The organism is Streptomyces sp. NPDC090119, from assembly GCF_044747085.1.
In the GTDB taxonomy this organism is placed as follows: Bacteria; Actinomycetota; Actinomycetes; order Streptomycetales; family Streptomycetaceae; genus Streptomyces.
In genome coordinates this window covers 269,824-283,413 of the sequence record NZ_JBIVDK010000004.1, presented here as the reverse complement: position 1 = coordinate 283,413, position 13,590 = coordinate 269,824, and the positions used below count along the sequence as shown (strand labels likewise).

The 13,590-nt window shown below is 70.6% G+C and carries 9 protein-coding genes; 3 read left to right on the top strand and 6 right to left on the bottom strand.

Translation table 11 applies throughout. The features are described from left to right. Positions 1–117: 117 nt before the first annotated feature. From ACIPPM_RS19095 to ACIPPM_RS19075, 5 genes are all read right to left on the bottom strand, one after another. Complete coding sequence (locus ACIPPM_RS19095; RefSeq protein WP_401449054.1) at positions 118–2,619, bottom strand: glycoside hydrolase family 2 protein; 2,502 nt, start codon at positions 2,617–2,619, stop codon at positions 118–120. A gap of 17 nt (positions 2,620–2,636) precedes the next feature. Further along, positions 2,637–3,512, bottom strand: a complete 876-nt coding sequence (locus ACIPPM_RS19090; protein ID WP_401449051.1) for a carbohydrate ABC transporter permease — start codon at positions 3,510–3,512, stop codon at positions 2,637–2,639. Next, the gene (locus ACIPPM_RS19085) at positions 3,509–4,495 is read right to left on the bottom strand and encodes a carbohydrate ABC transporter permease (RefSeq protein ID WP_401449049.1); all 987 of its coding nucleotides are present in this window, start codon (positions 4,493–4,495) and stop codon (positions 3,509–3,511) included. Before ACIPPM_RS19085 ends, ACIPPM_RS19090 begins: the two co-directional genes overlap by 4 nt. Before the next feature lie 174 nt (positions 4,496–4,669). Next, a complete protein-coding gene (locus ACIPPM_RS19080) occupies positions 4,670–5,986 on the bottom strand; it encodes an ABC transporter substrate-binding protein (RefSeq protein WP_401449047.1) in 1,317 nt (438 codons plus the stop codon). 238 nt (positions 5,987–6,224) lie between these two features. Then, positions 6,225–7,589 (bottom strand): RICIN domain-containing protein, encoded by a 1,365-nt coding sequence (locus tag ACIPPM_RS19075; RefSeq protein WP_401449045.1) that lies wholly within the window; start codon positions 7,587–7,589, stop codon positions 6,225–6,227. 349 nt (positions 7,590–7,938) lie between these two features. Here ACIPPM_RS19075 and ACIPPM_RS19070 point away from each other — a divergent pair, with 349 nt between their 5' ends. After that, positions 7,939–9,396, top strand: a complete 1,458-nt coding sequence (locus ACIPPM_RS19070; protein ID WP_401449043.1) for a glycosyl hydrolase — start codon at positions 7,939–7,941, stop codon at positions 9,394–9,396. A gap of 30 nt (positions 9,397–9,426) precedes the next feature. Beyond that, complete coding sequence (locus ACIPPM_RS19065) at positions 9,427–10,884, top strand: glycosyl hydrolase (RefSeq protein WP_401449041.1); 1,458 nt, start codon at positions 9,427–9,429, stop codon at positions 10,882–10,884. A gap of 16 nt (positions 10,885–10,900) precedes the next feature. Here the strand turns inward: ACIPPM_RS19065 and ACIPPM_RS19060 are convergent, their stop codons facing one another. Continuing rightward, entirely contained in the window at positions 10,901–12,262 is a 1,362-nt protein-coding gene (locus ACIPPM_RS19060) for a GH1 family beta-glucosidase (protein WP_401449038.1), read from the bottom strand. A gap of 278 nt (positions 12,263–12,540) precedes the next feature. Between ACIPPM_RS19060 and ACIPPM_RS19055 the strand changes: the two genes are divergently transcribed. Then, positions 12,541–13,584, top strand: coding sequence for a LacI family DNA-binding transcriptional regulator (locus ACIPPM_RS19055; protein ID WP_401449036.1), 1,044 nt, complete (start codon positions 12,541–12,543; stop codon positions 13,582–13,584). Positions 13,585–13,590 lie beyond the last annotated feature (6 nt).

Here is a 13,590-nt window from a genome sequence, read left to right as displayed (position 1 = left end):
AGCGGGAAGCCGGGGGCCGGGTCGGCAGTTGGCCTCTCGCAACGAGGACATCCTCCTTGCGCCACTCCTCCCGCACGCCCGCGCCAGGACGATCCAGCCCCCGCCCTGGTTCCGTGTTCAGCGCGACGCGTCGCCGAAGAGGATCGGCGCACCCGAGCCGTTGACCGCGCGGAGGGCGCCCAGCAGCGTCTCGGGGGCCTTGCCGTCCCAGCCTGTGACGGCGAACTCGGCGCTCTCCCCCGGCAGCAGTGTCACCAGACCGCGGTCGGCGCGGGCGTCGGGGTGGAGGCGGTCGGCCTGCAGGAGGAGGTCCCGCAGCAGGGTGTGCGCGGTCACCGTCACCCGGGTGCCCCCGTCCTCCCGGGTGACCTTGATGACGGCCTCGGCGGGCGGGTAGGCGAACTGCCGGTCCGGCACCGTGAAGTGCAGGGCGCGCAGGCCGTCCGCGTCGGCGACGAGGAACTCGCGGCGCGGATCGTCCGGCGTCGTCAGTGTGTCGGGCAGCTCGACGTCGGTCACCGCGCGCGCCGGGACGTCGACGGGCACCCGCTGCTCGGCCGCGACCGCGCCGTGGACGTCGAGGCGGCGCACCGTGGCCTCACAACTCCAGTGCGTGGCGCTCTGGTTCACCGCGGTCAGGACCAGTCGGCCGTCCTTGCGCCTGAGGGTGAGCAGGCGGTCGGCGTAGAGGCGGCCCAGTTCGTGGTAGAGCGGCTTCTCGCGCTCGTCGCCGTCGATGGCGGCCCAACTGGTCACCGGCCAGCAGTCGTTGAGCTGCCAGAGGATCACGCCTGCGCAGTGCGGCCAGTGGGCGCGCCAGTGCTCGACGCCGGTGGCGACGGCGCGTACCTGGTTGACCTGGGTCAGGTAGTGCCAGGTGTCGTAGTCGCCGGGGGCGGCGAAGTGCGGGGCGAGGCCGCGGGCGAGCTTGCCGTTGCCGTCCTCGGCTTTCTGGTGGTGCTGGACGCCGGGCGAGTCGGGCGTCAGCGGGTCGTCGGTGACGGCGCGCCGCAGGGTGGCGTGGGCCGGGGGCGCCTGCCAGCCGAACTCGGCGACGAAGCGGGGTACGTCGTCGCGGTAGGCGGAGTGGTCGAGGCGGTTCCACACCTCCCAGGAGTGGCTGGTGCCGTGTGCAGGGTCGTTGGGGTGCAGGTCGCGCGAGCCGGACCAGGGGCTGCCCGCCCAGTAGGGCCGGGTGGGGTCGGTGGCGGCGACGACGCGCGGGAGGACGTCCAGGTAGTAGCCCTCGCCCCATGAGGCGCCGGCGAGTTGGGGCTCCCAGCCCCAGTCACGGAAGCCCCACAGGTTCTCGTTGTTGCCGTTCCACAGCACCAGGGAGGCGTGCGGCATCAGGCGGACCACGTTCTCGCGGGCCTCGGCCTCGACCTCCGAGCGCAGCGGCTCCTCCTCCGGGTAGGCGGCGCAGGCGAAGAGGAAGTCCTGCCAGACCATCAGGCCCAGCTCGTCGCAGATGTCGTAGAAGGACTCGCTCTCGTAGACGCCGCCGCCCCACACGCGGACGAGGTCCACGCCTGCCGCCGCCGCCTGGGTCAGGCGGCGGCGGTAGCGGGCCGCGTCGACGCGGGTGATCAGGGCGTCGTCGGGAATCCAGTTGACGCCACGCACGAAGGTCCGCACGCCGTTGACGACGAGGGTGAAGCCGCTGCCCGCGGCGTCGGCGGACGTGTCCAGTTCGACGGTGCGGAAGCCGACGCGGCGCTCCCACCCGTCCAGCGGCTCGGCGGACGCGTCGGCGTCGGTGAGGGTCAGCGCACAGGCGTACAGGTGCTGGTCCCCGTAGCCGCGCGGCCACCACAGGTCGGCGTCCGGCACCTGGACGTCCACGGTGGCCGTCGTGGCGCCCGGCGCCAGTTCCACGTCCGCCTCGGCGTCGCCGACGCGGGCGACCGCGCGCAGGACACGGTCGGCGCCGCCCTCGGTTCGCTCGACTTCGATGCGCAGCCGTACCCGCCCGGTGCCGTCGGGGCCGACGGTGACTTCCGGACGGACCTCGGCGAGCCGGGCCACCGACCAGTGCTCCAGCCGGGCCTGCCGCCAGATCCCGGCGGTGACCAGGGTGGGCCCCCAGTCCCAGCCGAAGGAACTGGCCATCTTGCGGACGAAGTTGAAGGGCTCGGGGTAGGCGTTGGGGCGCGGTCCGAGCAGGTCGCGCACGCGTTCCGCCTCGTGGTGGGCGGAGGTGAAGTCGACTTCCAGGAGCGTTACGGTGCCGCCGCCGGTGCGGCCGGTGACGTCGTACCGGTAGGAGCGGTGCATGTTGCGGGTGGCGCCGAGCCGTTCCCCGCCGAGCCGGATCTCCGCGACCGTGTCGAGGCCGTCGAAGACGAGGTCGGTGCGCTCGTGCCCGGCGGCGTCCGCCGCCGCCAGGCGGGTGCGGTAGCTCCAGTCGGCGCGGCCGACCCAGGCCACTTCCGTCTCGTTGCGGTCCAGGAAGGGGTCCGGGATCAGTCCGGCGGCCAGCAGGTCGGTGTGCACGCAGCCCGGCACGGTGGCGGGCAGCGCCGCGTCGAGCAGGGCGTCCGGTGCCTGGCCGGGGCGGTGCCTGGTGGTGTTCAGGCTCACGGTCCAGCCGCTGGTGAGGGGCGTGCTGACCTTCATGCGTACTCCTTCTTCGCTCACTTGGTGGCACCGGCGGCGAAGCCGTTGTAGATGAATCGCTGCAGTACCAGGAAGACCACGAGGCTGGGCACGATGACGAGGGCCGCGCCCGCGGAGATGACTTCCCAGTGGGCGCCGTAGGGGCCCTTGAAGCGGAACAGCGAGGTGGAGACGGTGCCGAGGCCGTCGCTCGGCATGTAGAGGAAGGGGATGTAGAAGTCGTTGTAGACGGCGACGCCCTTGACGATGACCACGGTGGCGACGGCCGGCTTCAGCAGCGGCAGGATGATGCGCCGGTAGATCGTGAAGGAGTTCGCGCCGTCCAGTCGGGCCGCCTCGTCGAGGGAGACCGGGATGGACCGGATGAACTGAAGGAAGATGTAGATCGACACGATGTCGGTGCCCATGTAGAGCAGGACGGGCGCCCACCGGGTGTCCATCACCCCCATGCCGTTGACGATCTGGTACGTGGCGACCTGCGTGGTCACGCTGGGCACCAGCGAGGCGACGAGGAACAGCGCCATGACCAGCTTCTTGAACGGGAAGTGGAAGCGGTCGATGGCGTAGGCGGTCATGGAGCCGATCAGTACGGTGCCGAGCACCGAGAAGAACAGGATGAACGTGGTGTTCCCGAGGGCCCGCAGCATGTGGCCGTCGGTGAAGGCGACCGTGTAGTTGTGCGGGTTCAGCCAGTCGTCGGGCAGGGCCAGGGCGCTGCCGTCGGCCATCTCCCGGCTGCTGCGCAGGGAGGTGAGGAGGACGGCGGCCAGCGGCACCAGGACGACGGCGCTCGCGAGCACCAGGGAGAGGTACTTGAGGAACACCGCGACATGGCCGCGCAGCGGGGCCGTCGCCCTGCGCGGGCCGGTGCCGGGTCCGGTGACCGTCGTCATGACTGCTCCACCCTCTCGTCCGGGAACAGCGCCCGCTGCAACCAGGTGATCAGCAGGACGAACACCAGCAGCACGACCGCCGCGGCCGAGGCGAGCCCCGTCTTGTTGAAGTTGAACGCCAGCTTGATGGTCTGGATGACGAAGGTCTGGCTGTTGTTGGCGCCCCCGGTCATCACGTACGGAATCTCGAACACCGACAGGGCGCCGGAGACCGCGAGGATGACGCTGAGCGAGACGATGGGCCGGATGCTGGGCGCGATGATGTGGCGGAACTGCTGCCAGCGGCTCGCCCCGTCCAGCGCGGCGGCCTCGTACAGCTCCGGGGGGATGGACTGGATGGCGCCGATGAACAGGACCATGTTCAGGCCCATGAAGCGCCACACGGAGACGCCCGCGAGCGAGGTGTTGACCAGGTCGGGGTCGCCGAGCCACAGGTGGGGGCCTGCGCCGAACCAGTGCAGCACCGTGTCGAGGGTGCCGCCCGGCTGGAAGAAGTAGAGGAACACGAAGCCGATCGCGACGCCGTTGATCAGGTAGGGGAAGAACAGGATTCCCTTGAAGAGGTTGCGCAGCCGGGTGTTGAAGCTGAGCACCGTGGCGAAGTAGAGCGCCAGGGCGATCTGTACGGCCGATCCGGCGAGGTAGAAGAGGCTGACCCAGAAGACACGGAAGAGCTGGGGCCGGGTGAAGAGTTCGGTGTAGTTCTCCAGGCCGACATAGGAGCTCGTCGGGCTCAGTCCGTCCCAGTCGGTGAGGCTGTAGGAGAGGAGGCTGACCACCGGCACGCAGGTGAAGGTCACCAGGAAGGCGAGCGGGGCGATCAGGTAGAGCCACGGGGTGAACCAGCGGTGGCCGCGTCCGCCGCGACGCGGGCGCCCGGCGGGTTCGTACCGGGCCGTCCCGCGCGCGGGGGCGGCGGGCGCGTCCGGCGGCGGCAGGGTACGGGCGGGTGGGGTGCGGCCCGCGGTCCGCGGTGCGCTCATCCGGTCCTTCTTCCGATCGCCGCTGCGGTCAACGGCTTCTGGTGGGCGGTGTGCTGGTGGGGCGGGCACGACGGGGGACGGCGTGGCGGTGGTGGCCGCGCCCGGGGAGGTCGTCGGCACTCCCCCGGGCGCGGCCACGGCGGCGGGGCCCGCTCGGCCCCGGTCGCGGGTGGGTCAGCCGAGGGTGCCTTGGGCCTCGGACCACCTCTGATTGAGGTCCTTCAGGACGCTGTCCAGGCTGCCGCCGGCGGTCCCGCGCGCCGTGTCGACGATGCGCTGCGGGTAGTCCTGGGCGTTGAGGCCGACCTCGGACGCCTTGTCGATCTCGTCCACCTGGGCGGTCTTCTTGTTGACGAGGTGGACGAACTTCACGTCGGCGGCCTCGAAGGGCTTCAGCGGGGCCGGGAGCGGGGTGCCCTTGACCGAGGAGATGGACAGGGCGGCCTGGGCGTCACCGGACTTGTTGATGTACCAGTCCAGCCAGGCCCGGGCGGCCTCCTTGTTCTTGGAGTGGGCGCTGACGGCGTACTGGTAGTCGGGACGCACCACCGAGCAGAAGTGGCCGTCCTTCTGCGTGGGGAAGGGCATGAAGCCGATGTCGTCGGGGTTCTTGCCGGCGTCCTTCGCGGCGGCCCGCATCTGCACCACCGCCCAGGAGCCGAGCCACATGGTGCCGACCTGGCCGGTGCCGATCAGCTTCTTGGAGTTCTCCCAGTTGGTGGTGGTCGGGTCGGCCTCGGCCAGCTTGTCGTGCACGATGTCGTACAGCAGCGTGTCGACGGTGTACAGGTCCTGGCCGGGCGCCCAGGGCTCCTTGGTGTCGGCCAGCTTGTCGTTGGCGGCCGGGTCGCAGCTGGGCGAGCCGAGGGCGTTGCCCCAGTTCGTCATGGGCCAGCCGTCGTGGTAGTTCGTGTAGTAGGGCGTGACCTTGGTCTTGGTCTTGATGGCCTTCAGCGCGTCCAGGAACTCCTGCGGCGTGGTGGGCCAGTCGGTGACGCCCGCCTGCTTCCAGACGGCCTTGTTGTAGACGAAGCCGTTGGCGGTGCCGATGTTGGCGATGCCGTAGACCTTGCCGCCGACGGTGGCGCGGTCGGTGAAGTCGTACTTCTTCGACAGGTCGGCGGAGGGGCCGAGCGGGGCGAAGAAGTTCGGATACTGCTTCAGCGGGACCGAGTTGGGGATGGACAGGACGTCGCCGTAGTTCTCGCTGTTGAGGCGGATCTTGACGTCGCCCTCGTAGTCGGTGAGGCCCTGGAACTTCACCGTGACGTTCGGATACTCCTTCTTGAACCGGTCGGCGTAGCCCTTGAGGGTGCCGTCCTGTACCTGGTCGGTGCGGTTGGTGAGGACGGTGATGGTGCCGGACACCTTCTTCGGGTCGCTCGGTGCGTTCGCCGCGTCCGACGAGGACGATCCGCCGCCCGACCCGGCGCATGCCGAGAGGGTGAGGGCGAGGACGACTCCGGTGCCGGCCAGGACTGTTCTGCGCATGCCGGATCCAACTCCTAGTGCTCGAGCTGTGCTTGACGGGACACGCCGCGCTGCATGCCGCGCAGCGACGGACGTCTCGTCGTCGGGCGAAAGCGGCTGACGGCTGTTTAACGTAGGGGGAACATGGAGCCCTGTCCATAGAACGGTCTAGTTCGGTAAGGGCTAGGTGGCCGCGGGCATGCGGCACGAGGCGTGGGCCCTGGGACAGAGCGTTTGAGTGACGGCGAGCCAGGACGGGCTAGGCCAGGGGGTGCCGCTGGAAGAAGTCCCACATCAGCGTGTTGGCGCTGATCTCATGGGTGACCTTGCCGTTGCCGTTGTCGTAGGGCGAGTCGGGCCAGGTGTGACCGCCGTCGGAGACGGTGTACAGCTCGACGTCGGCACCGCCCCGGCAGCCGCTGTAGAGACCGCGCTGCACGTGCGTGGACACCTGGGTGACGGCGGGGCCGGTGGTGCAGCCGTTCAACGTCGCCCAGCGCTGCTGCGCCACGGGCACCGAGTAGCGCCAGGCGGTGCCGTCGCCGCCGCCGTCGTACGGATTGGTGGCGTCCTGCCGACCGTGGAAGGCGATCACCGGAACGGGGCGCGAGGGCGCGCAGCTCGCCGGGTCGGGGCGGCTGCCGTCCGCCGGGTCCGGACGGCCTGCGCGCAGACCCGCGACCGGCGCGATGGCGGCGATCCGGTCGGAGAGCAGACAGCCCAGCGCGGAGGTCATGCGTCCTCCGCCGGAGTAGCCGGTGGCGTAGACCCGCGCCGGGTCCAGGCAGGCGACGTCGGTGAGGGTGTCGATGACCTGCCGGAGGAAGCCGACATCGTCGCGGGTGCCGCTGGGCGTCACGTACGGCACGTTCCAGATGTAGCCGCTGCCGCTGGGCACCGCACCGGTCGGTGCCGCCACGACGAAGCCCTTGGCGTCGGCGGTGGGCGTCAGGTTGCTGTACGTCAGCTGCCCCGGACCGGTGGACTGGCTGCCGTGCAGGTCGAGGACGAGCGGGAGTCGGGTGCCGACGGCGCGCTGCGGGACGTGGACGCGCACCTGGTAGGTCTTGCCGCCGAAGCTGACGGGGGTGTCGTACTCACCGCTGCCGAGCCTCGGCGTGCACGAGCCGGGCGGGGGCGTGGTGCCGCCGTCGGGGAGGCGCCAGGTCTGCCAGGGGTTGGTGTTGCGGTCCCAGATCTGCAGGCGTGTGCCGTTGGCGGTGCTGCCGCCGGGGACGTCGAGATACCTGCCGGACTGGGGGTTCTTCAGGTGTCCGTCGGACTCGGCCGTCCACTGCTGTGCGCCGGAGCCGTTGCAGCCCCACAGTTGGAGCTTGGTGCCGTTGGCGGTGCCCTGGCCGGTGACGTCCAGGCACTTGCCCAGGGCCCGCAGGGTGCCGTCCGTACCCACCGTCCACTTCTGCGCGTCACTGCCATTGCAGTCGTAGAGCTGTACGGCCGTGCCGTTCGCGGTGCCGGACGCCGCCACGTCGACGCATTTGCCGCCGACGCCGGTGATCGGGCCGGTGGTGGGCGTGGCGGCGGAGGCGGTGGAGCCGGTACTGACGGTGAGGAGGGCCGCGGCGGTCGCGAGGGCGGCCGCGGCTGTCAGGGGTGTGCGCATGCGGGGGCCTTTCGTGTGCGGTTCGAGGTGGCGGCCCACTCATGGCATCTGCGGTGCCGGGTGAGGGGTCGCGTCACCGTAGACCCGGGGTGTTCGGGTGTCCATAGACCGTTCAAGTAGAGGGAGCGCTCCCATAGCCGTCTCGCCGGAGCCCAACTGGCCTCTCACCTGCTGAGGTCAATGGAAAGACCCTCCATGAAGTCCGAGCAGCCGAACTAACGCGTTTTATTTGGAGGCTGCTGAATCCATTGACACGTCCTGAACCCCGCTCTAGCTTCCAGGCGTCGATCCCTCCCCCACCCCCCGCGCCTGACATCGATGTCAGGCGCCGCCACGAGAGGGTCTCCCCTTGAGATCGAAGCTCTTCACGCGCAAGCACCTGGCCGCACTCGCGGCGCTTTCCCTGGCCGCCACCGGCTGGCTGGCCGCCGCCCCCTCCCAGGCCGCCGTCGCCCCCGCGCCGAGGGCCGCCGCGCTCGGTCCGTCCACGCCCCAGGCAGTGGTCGACTACCTGCGGCAGATCAGCGGCAACCACGTGGTCAGCGGCGTCCACAACAAGGAGCCGCTCAGCAACCCGTCGCAGTACACCGCGCAGGCGCACTCCCTCACCGGCAAGTGGCCGGGGCTGTGGGGCGGTGAACTGGGCTTCCGCGCGGACGACGTGGCCAACCGCCAGAGCCTGGTCAACCAGGCGAAGACCGAGTGGAACAACGGCTCGCTGGTGAGCCTCACCTGGCACATGTGCCGACCCGACGTGCCGACCTGCGAGTTCAACGGAGGCATCGACGGCAGCCGCCTCTCGGACGCCGAGTGGCAGCAGCTGATCACCAACGGCACTTCGCTGAACACCGCCTACAAGAACAAGCTGGAGGGAGCGGTGTCCTACCTCCAGCAGCTCAAGGACGCCGGGATACCGGTGCTCTTCCGGCCGCTGCACGAGATGAACGAGGGCTGGGCCTGGTGGGGCGGCCGGTCCGGCGCCAACGGCAGCGCGCGGCTGTTCCAGATCACCCGCGACTACCTGACGTCGCGGGGCCTGAACAACATCGTCTGGGTCTGGAACGTCAAGGACACCGACGCCAACAACGGCTCGGCCGGTGTGTCCGGCTTCTACCCAGGTGACAACTACGTCGACGTCGCGAGCCTCGACCCGTGGAACAAGGGCTACCCGACGAACGACTGGTACCAGGCCCTGGTCAACGTCTCCCACGGCAAGCCCATCTCACTGGCCGAGGTCGGCACCGTCCCCTCGCCGTCCCAGCTCGCCGCGCAGCCGCGCTGGGCGTGGTTCATGATCTGGGCCGAGTACCTCACCTCGTCCAACTCCGCCTCCGGACTCCAGACCACCTTCAACAACGCGCGGGTCCTGAACCAGGGGCAGGTCACCGTCGGCGGCGGGGGTCCGACGACGCCCCCGACCGGGCGGACGGGGCCGGTCACCGGCGCGGGCGGCAAGTGCGTCGACGTCGCGGGATCGGCCACGGCCAACGGGACCACCGTCCAGTTGTACGACTGCAACGGCAGTGACGCGCAGAAGTGGACCGTCGGTACGGACGGCACGCTGCGGGCGCTGGGCAAGTGTCTGGACGTGACCGGCCAGGGCACCGCCAACGGCACCAAGCTCCAACTCTGGGACTGCAACGGCTCCGGCGCCCAGCAGTGGACGGCCGAGTCCGACGGACACCTGAAGAACCCCCAGTCCGGCCGCTACCTCGACGTCCCCGGTGGCGGCACCGCCAACGGCACACGCCTGCAGATCTGGGACCGCAACACCAACCCCTGGCAGACCTGGCACCTCCCCGCTTGAACCCACCGGGCCCCCACGAAAGGCACAGCCATGTCCCTACGCGCCAGAACACGCGCCTTACTGTCCGGCACCGCCACGGCCACGGCCATCGCCCTCACCCTGACGATCGGTGGCACCGGCGCCTCCGCGGCACCCCCCGCCCCCTCGGGCGTCAACAAGGCCGATGTGCTCGCGTACCTGAAGGGTCTCACCGGCAACCACGTCCTGTCCGGGCAGCAGGGCGGGGCCAACAGCGATCCCGCCTACTGGACCCAGCGGGTCCACGACATCACCGGCAAGTACCCGGCCGTCTGGAACGGCGACTTCGGGTTCAGCCAGAACGACATCGACAACCGGCAGAAGGTGATCGACCAGGCCAAGACCGAGTGGAACAACGGCAGTCTGCCCGGCCTGATGATGCACGCCTGCCGTCCCGACGTGCCGACCTGCAATTTCGAGGGCGGCTCCAACCCGGTGAAGGGCAGCAAGCTGTCCGACGCCGAGTGGCAGCAGGTGATCACCGACGGCACCAAGCTGAACACCGACTACAAGCGCAAGCTCGACCAGTTCGGCAGCTACTTCCAGCAGCTCAAGGACGCCGGGATACCGGTGCTGTTCCGCCCGCTGCACGAACTGAACGAGGGCTGGGCCTGGTGGGGCGGCCGGTCCGGCGCCAACGGCAGCGCCCGGCTCTTCCAGATCACCCATGACTACCTGACGGCCAAGGGCCTGGACAACATCATCTGGGTGTGGGCGCCCAAGGACGTGCAGGGCGGCGCCTCGCAGGCGGCGAGCTACTACCCCGGTGACGCCTACGTCGATGTGGTCGGCCTGGACGTCTGGTGGGCCAAGTTCCCCGCCACCGACTGGTACAACGCGCTGTCGAACATCGCCGGCACCAAGAAGCCGATGGCGCTCGCCGAGGTCGGCAGCGTCCCCCAGCCCGCCCAGCTCTCCGCGCAGCCCAAGTGGGTCTACTGGAACGTGTGGCTGGACTACCTGACCAACGGGTCGTACAACACCAACGATTCGGTCAAGGCGGGCTACTACGACTCCCGGGTGCTCAGCCAGGGCCAGGTCAGCATTCCGGCGGGTGGCGGAGGTCCGACGACGCCCCCGACCGGGCGGACGGGGGCGGTCACCGGCGTGGGCGGCAAGTGCGTGGACGTCGCGGGATCGGCCACGGCCAACGGGACCGCCGTCCAGCTGTACGACTGCAACGGCAGTGACGCGCAGAAGTGGACCGTCGGCACCGACGGGACGCTGCGGGCGCTGGGCAAGTGTCTGGACGTGACCGGCCAGGGCACCGCCAACGGCACCAAGCTCCAACTCTGGGACTGCAACGGCTCCGGCGCCCAGCAGTGGACGGCCGAGTCCGACGGACACCTGAAGAACCCCCAGTCCGGCAGGTACCTCGACGTCCCCGGCGGAAACACCGCCAACGGCACACGCCTGCAGATCTGGGACCGCAACACCAACGCCTGGCAGGTCTGGCGCCTCCCCGCCTGACCATCGGGGCGGTCGCTTACGCCTGGGGCCGCCGCCGAGCCCGTAGGAAGTCGCTTAACCAGCGGGCGCTCTCCTTCGGGGTGCGGGTCATGGTCTCCCGGTCCACCGAGACGAGGCCGAAGGTGGGGCCGTAGCCGTGCGCCCACTCGAAGTTGTCCAGCAGGGTCCACACGAAGTAGCCGCGCACGTCGGCGCCCCGGTCGTACGCCTCGGCGACCGCGTCGATGTGCGCGGCGAGGAAGGCTATGCGGTCGGCGTCGCGGACCTGGCCGTCCACCAGGGCGGCGTCGGGGAAGGCGCCGCCGTTCTCGGTGATCACCAGCGGGACGGCCGGGTACTCCCGGGTCAGGCGCACGAGCAGGTCGGTGAGGCCGTCGGGGGTGATCGGCCAGCCGAGTCCGGTGGCCGGCCCGCCCTCCTCGCGGACGGGCGGGCCCTCGGCGCTGATCCGCTCGCTGAAGTAGTAGTTCACACCGAGGACGTCGAGGGGGGTGGCGATGACGTCCAGGTCGCCGTCGCGGACCGGGAGCGTGATGCCCTCCTCGGCGAGGCCGGCGGTGACGTCCTCGGGGTAGGCGTTACGCAGCAAGGGGTCGAGGTAGAGGCGGATACCGAGGCCGTCGGCGTGGTGGGCGGCGGCGACGTCCGGGGCGCTGTCGGTGGCGGGCAGGGCCGGTGTGAGGTTGAGGGTGAGGCCGAAGTCGTGTTCGGGACCGGCCTGTTCGCGCATCCGGCGCACCGCCTCGCCGTGGCCGAGCAGCAGGTGGTGGACGGCGTGCAGGGCGGCCTCGCGGTCGCGGCGGCCGGGGGCGTGCATGCCGTCGGCGTAGCCGTACATCGCCACGCACCAGGGCTCGTTGAGGGTGGTCCAGGAGCGGACGCGGTCGCCGAGCCGGTCGAAGACGAGGGTGGCATAGTCGGCGAAGCGGTGGGCGGTGTCGCGGTGCGGCCAGCCACCGGCGTCCTCCAGCTCCTGGGGCAGGTCCCAGTGGTAGAGGGTCAGCCAGGGGTCGACGCCGCGCGCGAGCAGCCGGTCCACGAGACGGTCGTAGAAGTCGAGGCCGGCCGGATTGGCGGGGCCCCGGCCGCCGGGCTGGACGCGGGGCCAGGAGACGGAGAAGCGGTACGTGTCCACGCCGAGGCCGGCCAGCAGGTCGACGTCCTCCGGCATGCGGCGGTAGTGGTCGCAGGCCGCCTCGCCGGTGTCGCCCCCGGTGACCGCGCCGGGCACGCGGCAGAAGGTGTCCCAGATGGAGTCGGTGCGGCCGTCGGCCGTGGGCGCGCCCTCGATCTGGAAGGCGGAGGTGGCCACGCCGAAGCGGAAGTCCGTCGGCAGGAGATGGGCACGGGCAGGCCGGGGCAGGGGGCGGTGGGACATGGAGGTCCTCGGCTCTCGTCACGGAGCGCGGGCGGCGGCAGGGTCACGCCGCCGACGGGGTGTGCTCAGCGTAGGAGGCGGGGCCGGTCCTGTCCATAAAACGTTTGAGTAGCCGCTCGACTCGGGCATGATCACAGGCACCTGAGTCTTCAGCGCCGGTAGGGGCTAGGCTAGGGCGGGCGTGGTGCTCGCGCGATCTATCGGCACCGGCCCGCCCGGCTCGGGCAGCGGCGGCGCCCCGCCCTGGGGCACGATCACGACACGAAGGCGGAACTCCGGTGAGTCAGACGGCAGCGTCCCCGAGCGACCGGCGCAAGGCGACGATCAAGGACGTCGCCAAGCTGGCGGGCGTCTCGCCCTCCGCGGTGACCATCGCGGTGCACAACAAGCCGGGGGTCTCCGCGAAGACGAAGGAGCGCATCCTCAAGGCCGCCCGCGAGCTGGGGTGGAGTCCGAACCAGGCCGCGCAGTCGCTGTCCGGTCAGGCTCTGCACACGGTGGGCCTGGCCATCGCCCGGCCTGCCCGGATGCTGGGTCTGGAGCCCTTCTACATGGAGTTCATCTCCGGCATCGAGAGCGTGCTGACCCGGCACTCCTGCTCGCTGCTGCTGCGGCTGGTGGAGCCGGAGGAGGAGATCGAGGTGCACCGGGAGTGGTGGCAGGGCAACCGGGTCAGCGGCAGCATCCTGGTCGACCTGCGGGTGGACGATCCGCGCATCCCGGCGCTCTCGGCGATCGGGCTGCCCGCCGTGGTGGTCGGGCATCCGTCGCTGGCCGGGCCGTTCACGTCGGTGTGGACCGACGACGCGGCGGCGACCGTGGAGGCCGTGCGCTACCTCGCCGCGCTCGGCCACCGCCGGATCGCCCGGGTCAGCGGGCCGGCCGAGTTGGGCCACAGCGCCATCCGCACCAAGGCGTTCACCGAGACCGCCGCGGAACTCGGCCTCCAGGCGCGGACGGTGGTCGCCGACTTCTCCGCCGACCAGGGGAGCCGAGCCTGCCGGACGCTGCTGCTGGCGGCGGAGCGTCCGACGGCGATCATCTTCGACAACGACCTGATGGCCGTCACAGCGCTCGGTGTCGCCTCGGAGTTCGGCCTCTCGGTGCCGCGGGACCTGTCCCTCCTCGCCTGGGACGACTCCCAGTTGTGCCAGCTCACCCGGCCCATGCTGTCGGCGATGCAGCACGACGTGTTCTCCTTCGGCGCCGACGTCACGGAGACGCTGTTCGACGTCATGGTGCGCCGCGAGGCCGCCTCGCACACCGCCCAGGTACCCAGCCTGGTACCGCGCGGCTCGACGGCACCGCCACCGCGCGACTAGGGGGTG